The following is a 16,325-nucleotide window of genomic DNA, read 5'->3' as shown; positions in this document are numbered from 1 at the left end:
CGGTGCGCGCGGACGTCGGGCGAAGGTGGTGCAATCCGGCTAGATTGGCAAGTGTGAGTCGAACCGGACTGAAAGCGTCGGTGGCCACGGTGGTGGCCGGATCGAGTGCAGGCACGCTCTCCTGGTTGGGCTACAACTATCTGATGTCGCAGGCGGGGGCGGCCCGTGGGGTGATCGGTCGCAATATCGCCAAGCCACCCGAGGCGGACGGGGTGTACGCACCCGGCGCCGACAACCCGGAACTCTGGTGGCGGGCCGTGCCCTTCGATCTCCACTTGATGATCTTCGGCGATTCGTCGGCGGCCGGCGTCGGCGCACTGACGGCGTCGGAAGTTCCGGGTGTGCAGGTCGCGAAGCTGCTTGCGAGTGAAACCGGGAAGCGAATCCGTTTGAGCACCAAGGCCATCGGCGGCGCCACCTCACGCGGGTTGAGTGGGCAGGTCGACGCCATGTTCGTCGCCGGCCCTCCCCCGGATGCTGCCGTGATCCTGATCGGCGCCAACGACGTCACGGCCAAGAACGCAATTCATGCTTCGGCAAAACGCCTCGGCGACGCGGTACGACGGCTACGCGAGAGTGGCGCCGTCGTTGTTGTCGGCACCTGCCCGGATCTGGGGGTGGTCACTGCTATCCCACAACCACTGCGCTCCGTGGTGCGTGAATGGGGTCATCGTCTCGCGCTCGCCCAGGCGTCCGCGACCAGAAACGCCGGGGGTCATCCCGTTCCACTAGCCGACCTGCTGGCCAAGGAATTCCTGGCCTCGCCCGACACGATGTTCTCGGCTGATCGTTTCCACCCGTCGGCGGCCGGCTACGAACTCGCGGCGAAGCAGATCGTCCCGGTTCTCGCGTCGGCTCTGGGTGAGTGGCAGGGTGGCCCGCTACCCGAACTCCCCCATGTCTCTGAGGCGGCGCAAGCTCGCACCGTCGCGGCCCGACTGACGGCAGCGGCAACTCAGTGGAAAGCCTCCGCGAGACGCACCAAACCCGCAGTTCAGCGCCCCGACGTCAACTGAGTGAGACTGCGTGACCACCATCTGGGAGCGGCAACGTAAATTGTAAGTCGAAGCTGCATTCAACTTGCCCTGCTCGACGGCGTTTCAAGCCGCCCACGAGCAGTACACAAAAGGAGTTTTCATGCCCGAGGCAGTAATCGTCTCAGCAGTACGGTCGCCCATCGGCCGCGCAATGAAGGGTTCGCTCAAGGACATCCGCCCGGATGACCTCGCAACTCAGATGGTTGCCGCCGCGTTGGCAAAGATCCCCGAGCTCGACCCCACCGAGATCGACGACCTCATGCTCGGTTGCGGCCAGCCCGCCGGCCAGTCGGGCTTCAACATCGCCCGCGTCGTCGCCGTTCAGCTCGGCTACGACTTCCTCCCCGGTGTGACGGTCAACCGTTACTGTTCCTCCTCGCTGCAGACCACCCGGATGGCATTGCACGCCATCCGCGCAGGCGAGGGCGACGTCTTCATCTCCGCCGGCGTCGAGTCCGTCTCCAGTTTCATCACGGGCAACGCCGACGGCCTACCCAACACCAAGAACCCGCTCTTCGACGCAGCGCAGGCTCGTAGCGCCAAGCTCGCCGAGGGTGGAGTCGCCTGGACCGATCCTCGCGAAGAAGGCCTGATCCCCGACGTGTACCTGGGCATGGGCCAGACCGCCGAGAACGTCGCATCGGCCACCGGCATCACCCGCGAAGACCAGGACCGCTGGGCAGTTCGCAGCCAGAATCGCGCCGAGGAAGCCATCGCTCGCGGCTTCTTCGAGCGTGAGATCACGCCCGTCACGCTCGCCGACGGCACCGTCGTCTCCAAGGACGACGGCCCCCGCGCCGGCACCACCTACGAGGGCATCAGCGGCCTCAAGCCCGTCTTCCGCCCCGACGGCACCGTCACCGCCGGCAACGCCTGCCCGCTCAACGACGGCGCAGCCGCACTGGTGATCATGTCCGACACCAAGGCGAAGGCACTCGGCCTGACCCCGCTCGCTCGCATCGTCTCCACCGGCGTCTCGGGCCTGTCCCCCGAGATCATGGGCCTCGGCCCGATCCAGGCCGTCAAGAACGCCCTGAAGATCGCCGGCAAGTCGATCTCCGACATCGACCTGTTCGAGATCAACGAGGCATTCGCCGTGCAGGTCCTCGGATCCGCTCGCGAACTGGGCATCGAAGAGGACAAGCTCAACATCTCCGGTGGCGCGATCGCCCTGGGTCACCCCTTCGGTATGACCGGTGCCCGCATCACCAACACCCTGATCAACAACCTGCAGGAGCAGGACAAGACCTTCGGCGTCGAGACCATGTGTGTCGGCGGCGGACAGGGCATGGCAATGGTGATCGAGCGCCTCAGCTGATCCCCTGAGCACGTCGAAAGCGGCCGCCCGGCTTCTGCCGGGCGGCCGCTTTCGTGTGGTCGTGTTTCAGGTAGTCGTGAATTTCCGAGCAAAACTCCCCAACTCGCGAATCAACGCTCGTGCAGCGTCGTCCTCACGCTGCACAGCGGCGCGGGCTTCGTCGGCCCAACCGTGGCGGAGCAGTCGCTTGGCGGCAAGGACTGCCGGTCCGATGTTGGCGGCAATCTGCTCGGCACTCTCGCGGGCACGTGCCTGTACCTGGTCGGCCGGTACGGCGGCTGTCGCCAGTCCGTAGGCGGCAGCTTCGACGCCGCTGAGCCACCGGGCCGACAGGATCAGCTCGGCGGCTCGCTGCGTTCCGATCACCTTGGGCAGCAACCAACTACTGGCAGCTTCGGGAGCTGTACCCAGCGACGTGAACGGTGCCCGCAGGCGTGCGTTCTCGGCAACGTAGACGACGTCACAGTAGAGCAGCATGGTCAGGCCGATGCCGACGGCAGCGCCGTGCACCGCGGCGATCAATGGCTTCGGGAACTCCACCAGCGCAACGATCAGCGGCGCGAATGCATTGCCGAAGTCTGAATTGTCGGTGCCTGGTTCGGCGAGTGCGCGTAGGTCGACGCCACTGGAAAATGCCTTGCCTGCGCCCTCGACGATCACCACGGCCACGGCTTCGTCCGACGCCGCGTCGTCAAGCGCCTTGGTCAACGCTCGAAAGCCGGCCGCATCGAAAGCGTTCAGGCGGCTCGGATTGTTGAAGGTCAGCGTTCGCACTGCTCCGGCATCCGCCACCAGCACGGGTTCGGTGGTGTTTGTCGACATTCGCTCCCCTTCGCTCCAAACCAAGCAGTTGCTAGGTATCCAAGCACCGTAACCGCCCACAGACGACAAAAGAAGGGCCCCTCGCGGGGCCCTTCTTCGTGTTACGGAACGACTCGAGAACTAGTCGTTGTTGAAGTAGCTCAGCAGACGCAGGATCTCGACGTACAGCCAGACCAAGGTGACGGTGAGGCCGAATGCGACGCCCCAGGCTGCCTTCTCGGGCGCCTGTGCGCGGATCAGCTGATCAGCGGCATCGAAGTCGAGCAGGAAGCTGAAGGCTGCGATGCCGATGCAAACGAGGCTGAAGATGATGGCGACGGTTCCACCATCACGCAGTCCCAGTCCACCCTCGGTGAAGAAGCTCGCGACGAGGTTACCGAGCGCCAGAACGACAACACCGATCAACGCACCGATGATCATTCGCGTCAGACGCGGTGTCACCCGAATCGCGCCGGTCTTGTAAACCACGAGCATGCCGAAGAACACGCCGAAGGTGCCGAGGACTGCCTGCGCGATCAGTGCCGATCCGCCGACGCCACCGAATTGAATATCGGTGAACATGAACGACAGCGCACCGAGGAACAGACCCTCGGCGACGGCGTACGCCAACACGATTGCCGGGTTGTCCATCTTGCGGCCGAACGTCGCGACCAGAACCAGAACGAGGCCGACGAGACCGCCGCCGATGACCAGCGGGGTAGCGAGGTCGACGTTGTTGTTGACCAGGAAGTACGACACCAGTGCCGAGATCGTCAGCACACCGAGCGTGATGCCCGTCTTGGTGACGACGTCGTCGATCGTCATGGCCCGCGAGGTGGGACCGGTCTGGTACGGCTCGGCCGGAGCGTACTGCGGCTGACCGAACTGCTGGGTTGCCTGCGAGGCGCCCGCCGTCGCAGATCCGAACGAGGCGTATCCGTTGCCCTCTTGCTTGGGCAGATTGCGGAACACCGGGTTGCTGGTGGTGCGCACCGTGATCATCCCTTCATCGTGGTGGCCTACGACGGGTGCGTCGCGGGTTCGCCGTACGGATCCGAGTTTCCGACACGGTCCGTGTACCTAACTAAAAGTAAAGCACTCGTAATTTACAACGTCGAAGCTTCGGTTGTAGTTCCCGGCGCATTTCCGGAAGATCAACACTCTTCGATACTAGGACGGTTTGACCGACTTCATCACGATGAACTTCGCGTTCTTCGCCATCGCTTCGCTCGGTCCCACCGCGGCTTTCAGCGGTTCGCGATACCCCAGATGCGCGTTGTGAACAGTCCACAACTCGCCACCCGGACGCAGGACGCGACCGGCGGCTTCGAACATCTTGAGTGCTCCGCCGGTGTGCACCGCCGCGCCGACGTGGAACGGCGGGTTCAACAGAACCAGATCGGCACTCGCACTGGGCAACGAACTCACGGCGTCGTCGCGCAGGCCGCTCACCCGATCGCCGACGCCGTTTGCAGTTGCGGTCGCCAGAGCCGAAGCGACGGCTGCCGAGGACTGATCCGTTGCGATCACGTGGACATCCGGGAACTTACGCGCGATCGCCGCCGCGAGAATGCCGCTGCCACAACCCAGATCGATCACGTCGCTCAGCGGATCGACCGCAATCTTTCCGAGGTTCTCCAGGAGCAACCGGGTGCCGATGTCCAGGCTCGCACCGGCAAACACGGCGCCGTGAGCAACGACGTCGAGGTCGAACTCGTCGAGGCGTTCGGTCATCGGGAACGTGATGGCAACATCGGCCTTCGGTTCCGATGCCTTGAGTACGCGGGACTTCTGACGCCCACGCGAGGCGCTGACGTCGGAAAACGATTCGCCGAGAACCTTGTTCATCGCCGGGGTGATGTGCTTGTCACGCCCACCGGCGAAGACACGAACCGCCGGGTCGGCGTGGAGCGCGATCAGCTGAGCGATCTCGGCAAGTTCAGCGAGGCTACGCGGCAATTGCATGAGCACGACGCGGGCGCCGCTGAGCAACTCCTCGTCCAGTCCGTGGGAGGTGAAGGCGTCACTGAAACCGAGTTCGCGCGCATTGTTCGCGAGGGCCAACTCTCCGGTGAGCGGATCCTGGTGAACCCGCACGCCGGCGATTCCGTAAACGAGCGCAACACCGGCGGTCAGCGCACCGTAGTGATCGCCGATCACGACGACGGTGCCCGCCGGTGCCGCGGCCAGAGCGTCGGCGGCCTCGTCGAGGATCAGACGATCAGCCGCGTCGACGGCAAAGAGATTGGGTGCCTCGACATCGGGAAATCGGCGCAGACGATCGAACAGTTCGGGTGTGTCGGACATGCCACCAGTCTTTCAGGTGAATCAGCTCAACACTCAATCTCTGGAAGTGCAGGTGATCAGTTCGACATCCCCATCAGTTCGACATCCACTGCACGACGTTGTCGACGGTTTCGCGTTCGGTGCGGAATCCGTTCACCGGGTGGTCGGTATCGGGGTATCCGAACGAGATCGCGCACACGACCTTGCGAGTGTCGTCGATGCCGAAGTGCTCGTGAATGAACTTGGAGCTACCCGCGAGCGCCGCCTGCGGAATGGTGGCCACCCCCAGGCTCTGGGCCGCGAGCAGGAAGCTGTTCACGTACAACCCACAGTCGACAGCGCCGTAGGTGCCCAATGCCTCGTCGGTGGTGATGATCGCGACGTGGGGAGCGCCGAAGAGCTCGAAGTTCTTCATCGTCTGTGCCGCGGAACCGGCGCGGTCACCGTGCTCGATTCCGACGCTCGAATACAGCGCCATCGCACAGTCGAACCGACGCGACTTGTAAATGCCCTGGTACTCGCGGGGGAACTCGAAGTCCGACTCCTGGGCGTTGGCCATCACGTACTCACCGAGGCCGGCGCGGAATCGTTCGGTGCCCTCTCCTTCGGTGATCGCAACCTGCCACGGTTGCGTGTTGCACCACGAGGGCGTCTTCTGCGCCAGCCGAAGGATCTCCTCGATCACCTCACGTGGCACCTGACGGTCCTCGTAGGCGCGGCAGCTGATCCGGGCATCGAGCAACCCTTCCAGGCTCGTATCCACGACGATGCTCTCGGTCATGTGTTCTCTCCTCGATCAGGCTGCACTACAACACTTCGCACGATAGAACTATCGCTTCAACGCAATAGTCATCGGGTCACCTTTGCGAAGGCCGACACCAGCTCGCCGAACTCCGACATCGCCGTGTCCGGATCCGGATCAACAGCTGCCAGCGCAACCAGCACATCGGTAGCACCGGATTCGAGCAGCTGTTCGGCACCGATCATCGTCGCCGGGAGATCGATCGAACCGTCAGCCCCGCGAACGACGGTCAGTCGCCCACGGACCTGCAATTCCGCCGGATCGCGTCCGAGGTCCGCCATGGCCTTCCCGATGACGTCGATCCCTTCACGTAGGTCGTCGTCCGCGGCGCCCATGATCGGAATCCACCCGTCACCCCAGGTTGCGACGCGTCGTACGACGGCCTTGGATAGTGAACCGGATACCCAGATCGGTATTCCAGCGGCTGGACGGGGCGCGCAGTACACGTCGTCGAACTTCAGACGAGGAGTGTCGATGCTCGCCGGCGCCGAACTCCACAGGGCCCGGCACACAGCGAGAGCGTCGTCGAGCAACGGTCCTCGTTTACCGAAGTCCATACCGACGGCGTCGTATTCGCGTTCCTGCCAACCGGTTCCGACGCCAAGGTCGAGGCGGCCGCCGGACAGCAGATCGAGTGTCGCGGCAGTCTTGGCAAGTACCGCTCCCCCGCGAAGCGCCGCGATGACGATTCCGGTCCCCAAGCGGATTGTCTTCGTCTGTCCGGCAACAAAAGCCAGGACGGTCAGCGGTTCGAGCCAGTTGGCGTCAGGCTCGGTGGGGAACGCCGACCACGTGTATGCCGAGTTGTCCGGGCCCATCACCACATGATCGGTGACGAGGACCCGGTCGAAGCCGGCAGCTTCCGCGCTCTGACAGACTTGCACGAGTTTCCCGTAGGATTTCTCCGCAAGGGTGGTACCGAAATTGGGAACGTTCAGACTGAAAGTTGTCATGTGTCAAGCCTTTCGGGGCCGGTTGGTCCAGCCGCCTTCTTCGGTGGGGAACCAGCCTCCGGCAGCGTGCGAGCCGCCGTCGACGTGGATGACGGTTCCGGTGATGTATCTCGCCAGGTCTGAAGCCAGGAACAGCGCGGGGCCGGCAATGTCGACCGGCTGGCCCGGTCCACCCAGCGGCGCCCACCCCGGCCACTTGTCCCAGTCGTCGGCAGGGACGATCCTGCGATACGGCACCTGTACCGACTCGATCAGATCCGGGGCAATGGCGTTGACGCGCACTCCGGTTCGACCGATCTCCACACCAAGACTTCTGGTGAACTGCGTCAGCGCGGCCTTGTATGCCGAGTACATGGTGTGGCCCGGGATCGCTCGATGCGCCTCCACCGTCGTCAGGTTCACGATCGATCCACCGACTCCGCGATCGATCATGCCGGGAAGCAGGGCATGGGTCAGGCGCACGACGTGATCGAAATTGATGTTGCCCGCCTCGGACCAGAATCCTGGATCCGTACCGGTGAACGCTGTCGGCGGGTTCAGGAAATGACCCACATTGTTCACCAGAACGTCCGGCGCGAACTCGGTCAACGCGACGGGGACTTCCTGCGCACGCACGTCGTACTCGAGATGGTTGATCGAACCACCTGCAGCTGAGTCGAATTCGACCTCGCCCAGCGGTGCCATGTCCACAACCAGAACTGACGCGCCATGCGAGGCAAATGCTCGAACGATCGCTGCGCCGATTCCCTGGGAACCGCCTGTGACCACTGCCTTCTTACCCACCAACATCGGCCCTGGGAAGTACGCCGATCCGACCACCACGAAGACACCCTTCTGCAGTTCGATGTGAATCACTTCGGCGTACCGTCACACATCGATCGCCAAAACGGGCGCAAAGTTCTCACTCAGTGGTAGCCGCGACACCCAGCCTGCTCGGACCGCCTGGTCGCTCATTCAAATAGTCCGGAATCTCGGCTGCCCGTATCGGCATTCCCTCGAGGTACCCCTGGATCACGTCACATCCGCACTCCGTCACTATCGCGCGCTGCCTCTCCGTCTCCACGCCCTCGGCAACGGTGTCCAGCCCGAGAGATTTGGCAATCGCGATGACGGCTCGCAGGACAGCGAACCTCGAATTCGAGGGATCCGCGTCCAGCGGTGCGACGAACGCCCGATCGATCTTCAACCGATCGAGCGGCAGCCGGGCCAAGCTGGCAACCGAGGAGAACCCTGTACCGAAGTCGTCCATCGCAATCGCGATTCCGAGCGCCGAGAGCTGTACCAACACATCTCGGTCGGCGTCGTCGATGACCAGCGATTCGGTCACTTCGATCTCGAGTCGGCTGGGGTGGAGGTTCACCTCGTTCAGTGTCTGGCGTACCGATTCGACGTATCGACTCGAACGCAGTTGCACCTGAGAAACATTGACGGCAACCCGAATGTCCGCCGGCCACGTTGTCGCTGCCGTGCAGGCAGCCCGCAAAACACCTGCACCGATCGGCACGATCAAGCCAGTTTCCTCGGCGACCGAAATGAAGTCTCCCGGCGAGACGAGACCTGACGTCGGATGGTTCCACCGCAGCAGAGCCTCGAACCCGACAACAACTCCCGTCGCGGCTGAAACCTGCGGTTGATAGACCAACTCGAACTCTTCGTCGATCAACGCACGACGAAGATCCAACAGTGCTCTGGCCCTACCTGTCGCACGATCCCGCAAAGTCGCATCGAAGGCGCGGATCTGGTTCCGACCGCTCTCCTTTGCGTGGTAGAGCGCGAGGTCCGCAACAATCACCAGGTCTTCGAGGCTGTCGGCGTCGTCGGGCATCGAGCCGTACCCCAGACTGGCACGAATGCGAATCTGGTTGCCGACCAGTGAAAATGGTCGTTCGAATGAGTCGAGAATCGTTTGGAATCGTTCCTCGACCTCATCTGCACTCGCGATGTCGTCGAAGGCGATGGCAAACTCGTCACCCCCCAGTCGCCCACAGATCTCGTTCGATCGCAGAAGGCTGTGCAGCCTGCTCGCAACATCGCGAAGCACGTCGTCTCCGACGTGGTGTCCCAACCGGTCGTTGATCGACTTGAAGTTGTCCAGGTCCAGAATCGCCAACCACACTCTGCGTCCGTCCCGAAGCCTCGACGAGAGCTGAGAGTTGAAGCTGTACCGATTCTTGAGCCCGGTCAGCGAATCGACTTCCGCCAGTCGCAAGATATTTTGACGCTGGTGATAAGAGTGCGTGATATCGGATCCGACACCGCGCCACCCGTAGTCTGCCCCGTCGCCGCTGCCCGGGTGACCTGACATCGACCACCAGCGAGTATCGCCCCTTACGACAACTTGCATGGTGAGGTCCCGAAACGCCGTCCCGGCTTGAAAATTCGCGGTGAGAAGATCAAGGGACTTCCTGCCCGCATCTGTTCGAGATGCGCCGATCCCGATCAGGATCTCGTGCATGGTGCGGCCCCGAATCTGCGCTGCCGGTAAACCGACCTGCTCGGCAAATCGGTACGACACGGTACTGGCGATACCGCGCGAATCGGTTTCCCAGAGCCAATCCTGCGCTCCGTCTTCGAGATCGTTGAGCAACAATTCGACGAGATCTCGTTCGTCCTCGGCTATGAGTTCGGCGCGTAGCCGTCTCTCGAAGAGGTTGGCCAACAGCAAAGTTCCGCTGTAGAGCGAACCTACGAAGATGACCAGCACCCCGATCAGCACGAAACGCGATGTACCCGGTTCCGTCCAGAACGCCCCGGCCAGCCCGACTCCCACCAGGCTGATCCAGACGACAGTGATTCCGCGAAACATCATGGTGGGAAACACGCCGACCGCGATCCCACCGATCAAGGTCGAACTCAGCACCAATTCGTCACCAGGATCGAGCATCGGGAAGAGAACGAGAGCCAAGCATGCCAGGAGCACTCCCCAGACAATGATTTCGACTGTGAGCACCACCAATTCGGTGGTCTGGGACTCTGAGACTCCCATACCCGAGCGCCGGAGCCAATAGACACTGAACCCAGCGCTCGACAACAGCATGACACTCGACCAGGCGAAGCTGAACCATCCGGCATCCACCGGCAGGAGCACCACGATCGCTGACAACGCAACCGCTGCAGTCAGAAACGACCACGGAAGTACGCGCGCGGTGAACCGCAGGCGTCGATCGAGTAAGCGACGGCGATCGTAATCCGAGAGGTGTTGTTCCGTGCCGCTGCGACCGAGCTTGCGCACAGACGTCTCGACACGACGCCTACGGAGTACCGCCGGGTCATCCACGTCGGCCTGCTACCGCCGCTGCGACCGCGTCGACCGACATGACCCCGCCGGCGATGTATCCCTGAACAGTCCTCACCCCTGCAGCGGCCACGGACTTCAAGTCCTCCTCACCGTCGACTCCTGAGACGACGACCTCCATTCCCAGCGCGTCGACCAGATCCACGACAGCTTCGAGAATCGGCCGTCCACCAGGCGCTGCACCCGAAATGGAGCGTTCTATCCGGACTCTGGTGAACGGAAGGCCGGACAGTGATGCGAGCGAGGAGAATCCGGCACCGAACTCGTCCACGGTCAGCGCGATTCCCATGTCCGCGATCGCGTGCAATGCAGACTTGGACTCGTCGGTGATCGCCGAGGATTCGTTGAGTTGGAGCTCGAGCTGATGTGCGCCGGCGTCCGATCGTCGAAGCGAATCACCTATCGAGTCGACAAAGGAATCCGATTCGAGCTGACGCGTCGATACCGCGACGGCTACCCGCAGGTGATCAGGAAGACGCGACGCCGCCTCGCACGCCAGCTCGAAGATGGTCGTTCCTAGTGAATAAGCCAAACCGGTGTCGTCTGCGATGCTCATGAATTCGGCGGACGTCACAGCTCCGAGGCGGGCGTTGTGCCAGACCACGCGGACCTCCACGGCAACGATCTCGCGGGAGAGCACGTCGATCCTGGGCAGCAGCTCGAGTTCGAGGTCCTTCTCCGCGACGGTGTTTCCCAGATCTTCAAGCAGGCGGGCCCGCCGATCGGCCACGGACTTCATCGAGTCTCGATATTCACGCACGGCCCCGCGCCCGGATTCCTTTGCCGCGAACAACGCGAGGTCCGCAGCGCCCATCATTTCGTCGGCGGAGGACGGCAGTTCGGCGGGGAGGTAGTACCCGATGCTGCATCCGATCTCCAACCGCGTGCCGGCCACTGTGATCGGCTCATGCAGAGTTTCGATGTAGCGGCCGAGCAGAGTACGAACTTGCGAACTGTCACCTACATCGGTGAAAAGAATCGCGAACTCGTCTCCACCCAGACGTGCGAACAACTGTGACATTCCGCCGGCTTCGGACAGGCGATCCGCGACCTCTCGCAGAACCGCGTCGCCAACGGTGTGACCCAGTGTGTCGTTGACCGATTTGAAGTTGTCGAGGTCGAGCATGGCCAATGCGAGACCACTTTCGCTTGTGTACGGATCGCGCAGCAGTCGCTCGAGCTCGGTCCAGAAGCTGTGCCGGTTCGGCATGCCGGTGAGTGCGTCCACCCGACCCATCCGCACGATCTCGTCACTCTGCAGTTTCACTTCCGTGACGTCGGAACCGACTCCCCGCCAGACGAACTCGTCGGGCGCGCGGCCGGGGCGCGGGCGTCCGGAGATCTGCCACCACCGGATTTCACCGTGCACTCGGACCGGAACGAGCACGTCGACGAATGCGGTCTTCGTGTGGCGGGCTTTCTGCAACTCCATGAGCGCATCGATTCCGCCGGGGATCCGTAGGGTGCCCAACTCCATGAACAGGTCCTGCCACGCCGTTCCCTGCAACTCGGTGGAGTCCAGCCCCGCTTCGACCGCGAGCCGCGTCGGGATTCGGTTGAACTTGCCTTTCTGGTCCGTCTCCCACACGAAGTCCCCCGCGTTGCCTTCGAAATCCTCGAGAAGCATCTGCACAACCGATCGTTCCGACGCGGCGCTCAATTCAGCTCGGTAGCGAGATTCCAGGTTGCCCGAGACCACTATCGTGCCGCCGATCAGAGCTGCGCCGTAGGCGATCATTCCAATGAGAATTCGTTCGAACTCGGGCCCCGGTTGAAGCCAGAATGCCACCCCGAGGATGACCATATTGGACAGGATCCAGGTGACCCCCACCATCCGCAACATCGCGGTGGCCACGGCTCCGGCTCCGGTGATGGATGTGGTGACCGCTATCAGGATCAGGTCGCCGGAATCGTCCAGGATCGGGTACAGGACCAGGGCGAGCGAGGAATACAGGATCCCGACTACAGCAAATTCGATGATGAGAAACGCGTAGGACATCCGGTACGTGGGTGCGATCAGGTTGAAATGAATGGCGAGACCGACGCACATCCCCACCAACCCGATCACTCCGGACAGGAATGGCCACAGACGCGGCAACGGTCCGCTGTCCGGCGGAATCACATACAACGTCAGCCCGAGTGTGACGACGAGGTGGACAGCAGCGGCCCACGGCAGCACGCCGAAGGTGACGGCTATCTGCTCACGAGTGACGTCATCGCGCTGCGCGGGCGTCAATCTTTCTCTCTGGTGGGGTTGCAGAAGAGACAGGACCGACATCACTTACCTCCCGCTCCCACGACGCAATTCGAATCGGACGTCCGACTCAGCAATTCTCTCGTAATTAGGCACTGCGGTGTCAACCAGTACGTCCGACCTATTTCGGAGTCAGGTCTGCCCACAGACACAGTAATCAGCAAACTACTGGTCTGCCGGTAGTTGGTGCGGCAAGTTTGATGCCGATGGGTTGAAATCAGACATGAGGGACAATGGCCGGAGATCGCCGATCACGTCGGTGGAGATTCCTCGACGGGTAACACGATCGGACTCATTCGAGTTCAGACAAGGACTATCACGATGGCAATCGACTACACCCGACGTTCCGGCGAGTCCACTCCGTCGCAAGCACCGGTCAGCCTGAGCAAGATCACGCTCACCAAATCGGCACCGACGGTCAACCTCGCGAAGGCGGGTGAACGACAAGGCAATATGCGCGTGAACCTCAACTGGTCGCAGGGAGCACCACCGAAGAAGACCGGTTTCCTCGCCAAACTCGCCGGCGCAGGTTCTGGCGCGGTCGACCTGGACCTCGGATGCCTGTACGAACTTGCCGACGGGTCCAAGGGAGTAGTTCAGGCCTTGGGCAACAGTTTCGGTTCACTGACTTCTCCGCCCTACATCTCCCTCGACGGCGACGACCGAAGTGGTGCGAACACCGGCGGCGAGAACATGCACGTCAATCTTGGTGACCCAAGCGCTTTCCGGCGAATCCTGATCTTCGCGATGATTTACGACGGCGCCCCCAACTGGGCGGCCGTGGACGGCGTCGTCACCCTGTATCCCACCAACGGCCCCGAGGTGGAAGTGCGGCTCGATTCGGCCAGCAACCAGGAGCGGTTGTGCGCAATCGCTCTCATCCAGAGTTCAGGTCAGGGCGTGACGGTGACCCGCGAAGTTCAGTACATCAACGGCAGTCAGTCAGATCTCGATCGGGCCTACAACTGGGGAATGAAATGGGCGGCTGGACGAAAGTAGGTGTCGCGGGCGGGGTGTCCCCCATCCGAATGACAATGTCTGAATCGTCCACAATGTCGCAAATTACTGGATAGTGTCGAGAAGTGGGGTCGGACATGAGGGGTCACGCTCGACACCGATAGTGGGTCGGTGACGCTATGTGCTTGGCGACACCGACGTTCGACCGGAAAGGCCCTCGATTTCCCCCGAGATCGAGGGTCTTTTCGTATCTTGCGTCACTGTTCGGACCCCTTTTATTAGTTGATCGTTAAACTAGGCGTTCGTCCAACATGTACCGATGGAGAACGTGAATGTCCACGAATTCAGATCGACGCCCGCGCCTGCCCGTGAGAATCGCCTACCTCACCGCGGGAGTTCTCTTTGTCGCCGCCATGCTCCTGCTGGCAAGCGTCGTCAACCCTGACCGGGACCGCGATTTCTCCATGAACCACGTCCCCGCGGGGACGTCGGCGACTTCGGTCGTCGCCACCACTGACCTCGGCTAACGAAGGTACTGGTACGTAAGTGGCGCGCGTCACGAAGTGTGGGTACCTTCAACGCCAATGGTTCGCCGTAGGTCGGTATTGAGAGGGACGGCCAACCACTGCCCTGCCTGGTTGCCCCACCCAAGCAGGCAGGGCACCCCTTCAACTCCATCGACTTTTCTGCGGATCCACGCCGACGCACTCTGGCGTCCGGACAGTTTCACCGCAGCGCCTGCAGTAATGGGTCCGATGCCCGCCATTCTCGGTCGAGGCACAACCGCACACCTCCCAGCCGACGAGGCACGTATTGGCCGTCAGCGGGTGTCCGTTCGGACAGCGGTCCGGGGATCGCTCGGTTAACCGCATCTCCACATTTTCGCACACACGTTCGATGCCTTGGTACTGCACACTGCAAATTTGATTGCACCGGCCGCTTCCGGTCAGCCCGAGCGCAACTATCCCTTCTGTCACTTCGGTCTGCTTTAATACGAAGGCTTTGTCGGGGGTTTACCAATGTCCGAAGTTGTCGAGTTTCTGCGAGCACACGCAGGCGAACACGGGGTTGAACTATGGGTTTCTTCAAGAAGGCGGCTGTGACTGCTCTAGCGGTCGCTGCAGTCGGAGCATCAACGGGGATCGCATCAGCTGATCCGTCGACCGACGTGAATTACGAAGCGAAGATCGTCGACAAGTCGATCGTCACCACTATCGACGCCGGGCTGTTCAAGGTATCCGGCGACGGCCACTCCGTCGTCTTGCAGGACAGCAAGGGAGCCGACCTTGTTTCCCTGCCTCTCGCATACAACCTCGGGGATCTGCAGTTCCCCTTCGATCGCACGATCAGTGAAGACGGTAAGACCCTCACACTGACACCGATCACCGATTCGGCGAAGGCAACACCTCGACCCGAGAGTGCGCCTGCGGCAAAGGAATGGACGCCGGTAGCTTCGCCCGAGGAGAATGATCGGGCGATTGCGCACTTCCAGAGTCAGCTCGGTCTCGGCACTCAGGTCGGCAGCCTGCTCGGCACCATCGTCGGCGCCGGAATCGGTTGCGCTGTCGGTGCTCCGCTGGGCTTGACCATCGTCGGACTCCCCGTCGCTGCGGCACTGTGCCTGGGTGGCCTCGCAACAGGAGCCGGAATCGGCGGTGTCGCCGGAACGATCCTCGGTGGCGGCGGCGCGGCTGTCGTAGCCGGCATCGACCTCGTCAACACACTGAATGCGCCTGCAGGAACGACCGTCTGGGCCCAGTAGCCACTTGGTGGTCAGTCGTTGCTCCACGAAAAACCCCGCCCGTCCGAAGAGGACGAGCGGGGTTTTCCGATTCAATGTGCAGGCGGATCTACTTGGTGCCCCCAGTCGGACTCGAACCGACACTTGACGGATTCAGTTGCCCTTCTTGATATTTGTTTCAATTGGCCAGATTGGCGGGATCGGATTATCGCTGCAGGGCAAGAGATTTCAGCTTTTGCAGTCTTGGGTCGTTTGGAGAGTCGCGAAACTGCTGCGGACGCACTGCGGGGCAGAGAAGTAATGATTCCTGTTCCACTCGATCGATGACTAAGAAGATCTCGATCGAGATTCCACATAAGACAATCGAAGCGCTGACAGAAGTCATGCGCCCTGCGATCGCCCCTGGCCGTACGGCAGTCAATTTCAGAGTATTTCGGAACCCTCGGACACTTACCGCAGCAGAAGCATCCACCGGGGCCACTGTCATCTTTGGATGAGCGTCAATGAAACGGCCGTGTACATGCGCCGACACCCGAGACGGTTCTGAAGATGCTGGCGGACGAGCAAGCCAAGCCAGGATCCGGTCTCATGGGGTACCAGAAGTCCGCCCCGAACGGTGTGTCGCGGATCCACCGAGGTGATGTGGATTCGTGGATGAGGGGTGAGGGTTCACCTAAGTTGCCCTGCCAGCGCAGGAGGAAGTGAATCCGGCCGCCACTATTGTCCCAACTGTCTGGTATGTATTGCTGACACTTCCCCACTACGGGGCCGAGCAAGGACATGATGATGAACTCACAGCCCGGCTGGTATCCAGACCCACAAATTCAAGGCATCCAGCGGTACTGGAATGGATTGCAGTGGTCAGACGCCACTCGCCCGAC

The 16,325-nt window shown here is 61.9% G+C and carries 13 protein-coding genes and 1 pseudogene; 6 read left to right on the top strand and 8 right to left on the bottom strand.

Going from position 1 to position 16,325, the window contains the following annotated elements:
- Nucleotides 1–44 precede the first annotated feature (44 nt).
- Complete coding sequence (locus QM596_RS08520) at nucleotides 45–1,016, top strand: SGNH/GDSL hydrolase family protein (protein WP_502943371.1); 972 nt, start codon at nucleotides 45–47, stop codon at nucleotides 1,014–1,016.
- Between the two features lie 121 nt (nucleotides 1,017–1,137).
- Nucleotides 1,138–2,355: an acetyl-CoA C-acetyltransferase gene (locus QM596_RS08515; protein WP_019744600.1), complete on the top strand. Its 1,218-nt coding sequence runs from the start codon at nucleotides 1,138–1,140 to the stop codon at nucleotides 2,353–2,355.
- A gap of 66 nt (nucleotides 2,356–2,421) precedes the next feature.
- On the opposite strand, the gene QM596_RS08510 is transcribed toward QM596_RS08515, so the two are convergent.
- The 8 genes from QM596_RS08510 to QM596_RS08475 form a co-directional block, all read right to left on the bottom strand.
- Complete coding sequence (locus tag QM596_RS08510; RefSeq protein ID WP_283308669.1) at nucleotides 2,422–3,177, bottom strand: enoyl-CoA hydratase/isomerase family protein; 756 nt, start codon at nucleotides 3,175–3,177, stop codon at nucleotides 2,422–2,424.
- 120 nt (nucleotides 3,178–3,297) lie between these two features.
- A complete protein-coding gene (locus tag QM596_RS08505; protein WP_283308668.1) occupies nucleotides 3,298–4,149 on the bottom strand; it encodes a Bax inhibitor-1/YccA family protein in 852 nt (283 codons plus the stop codon).
- A 177-nt stretch (nucleotides 4,150–4,326) separates the two neighbouring features.
- Entirely contained in the window at nucleotides 4,327–5,463 is a 1,137-nt protein-coding gene (locus QM596_RS08500) for a class I SAM-dependent methyltransferase (RefSeq protein ID WP_283308667.1), read from the bottom strand.
- A gap of 73 nt (nucleotides 5,464–5,536) precedes the next feature.
- Nucleotides 5,537–6,223: a nitroreductase gene (locus QM596_RS08495; protein ID WP_020908534.1), complete on the bottom strand. Its 687-nt coding sequence runs from the start codon at nucleotides 6,221–6,223 to the stop codon at nucleotides 5,537–5,539.
- A 68-nt stretch (nucleotides 6,224–6,291) separates the two neighbouring features.
- Complete coding sequence (locus QM596_RS08490; protein ID WP_283308666.1) at nucleotides 6,292–7,197, bottom strand: TIGR03619 family F420-dependent LLM class oxidoreductase; 906 nt, start codon at nucleotides 7,195–7,197, stop codon at nucleotides 6,292–6,294.
- 3 nt (nucleotides 7,198–7,200) lie between these two features.
- Nucleotides 7,201–8,052, bottom strand: coding sequence for an SDR family NAD(P)-dependent oxidoreductase (locus QM596_RS08485; RefSeq protein ID WP_021332745.1), 852 nt, complete (start codon nucleotides 8,050–8,052; stop codon nucleotides 7,201–7,203).
- Nucleotides 8,053–8,098: 46 nt separating this feature from the next.
- Complete coding sequence (locus QM596_RS08480) at nucleotides 8,099–10,474, bottom strand: putative bifunctional diguanylate cyclase/phosphodiesterase (RefSeq protein WP_283308665.1); 2,376 nt, start codon at nucleotides 10,472–10,474, stop codon at nucleotides 8,099–8,101.
- Nucleotides 10,467–12,770, bottom strand: a complete 2,304-nt coding sequence (locus QM596_RS08475) for a putative bifunctional diguanylate cyclase/phosphodiesterase (protein ID WP_283308664.1) — start codon at nucleotides 12,768–12,770, stop codon at nucleotides 10,467–10,469. Before QM596_RS08475 ends, QM596_RS08480 begins: the two co-directional genes overlap by 8 nt.
- 297 nt (nucleotides 12,771–13,067) lie before the next feature.
- On the opposite strand from QM596_RS08475, the gene QM596_RS08470 reads away from it, so the two are divergent.
- The 4 genes and pseudogenes from QM596_RS08470 to QM596_RS29785 all read left to right on the top strand — a co-directional run.
- Entirely contained in the window at nucleotides 13,068–13,745 is a 678-nt protein-coding gene (locus QM596_RS08470) for a TerD family protein (protein WP_007728823.1), read from the top strand.
- A 290-nt stretch (nucleotides 13,746–14,035) separates the two neighbouring features.
- Complete coding sequence (locus QM596_RS08465) at nucleotides 14,036–14,230, top strand: hypothetical protein (RefSeq protein WP_046378942.1); 195 nt, start codon at nucleotides 14,036–14,038, stop codon at nucleotides 14,228–14,230.
- Between the two features lie 548 nt (nucleotides 14,231–14,778).
- Nucleotides 14,779–15,465 carry a DUF8020 domain-containing protein gene (locus QM596_RS08460; protein ID WP_060939524.1) on the top strand — a complete coding sequence of 229 codons (687 nt, stop codon included), beginning with the start codon at nucleotides 14,779–14,781 and terminating at the stop codon, nucleotides 15,463–15,465.
- 759 nt (nucleotides 15,466–16,224) lie between these two features.
- Nucleotides 16,225–16,323: pseudogene (locus tag QM596_RS29785) on the top strand (DUF2510 domain-containing protein); the annotation flags it as partial.
- Nucleotides 16,324–16,325 lie beyond the last annotated feature (2 nt).

This window comes from Rhodococcus sp. IEGM 1406 (assembly GCF_030056745.1).
Taxonomy (GTDB): Bacteria; Actinomycetota; Actinomycetes; order Mycobacteriales; family Mycobacteriaceae; genus Rhodococcus_F; species Rhodococcus_F erythropolis.
This window is presented reverse-complemented; position numbering and strand designations above follow the sequence as displayed.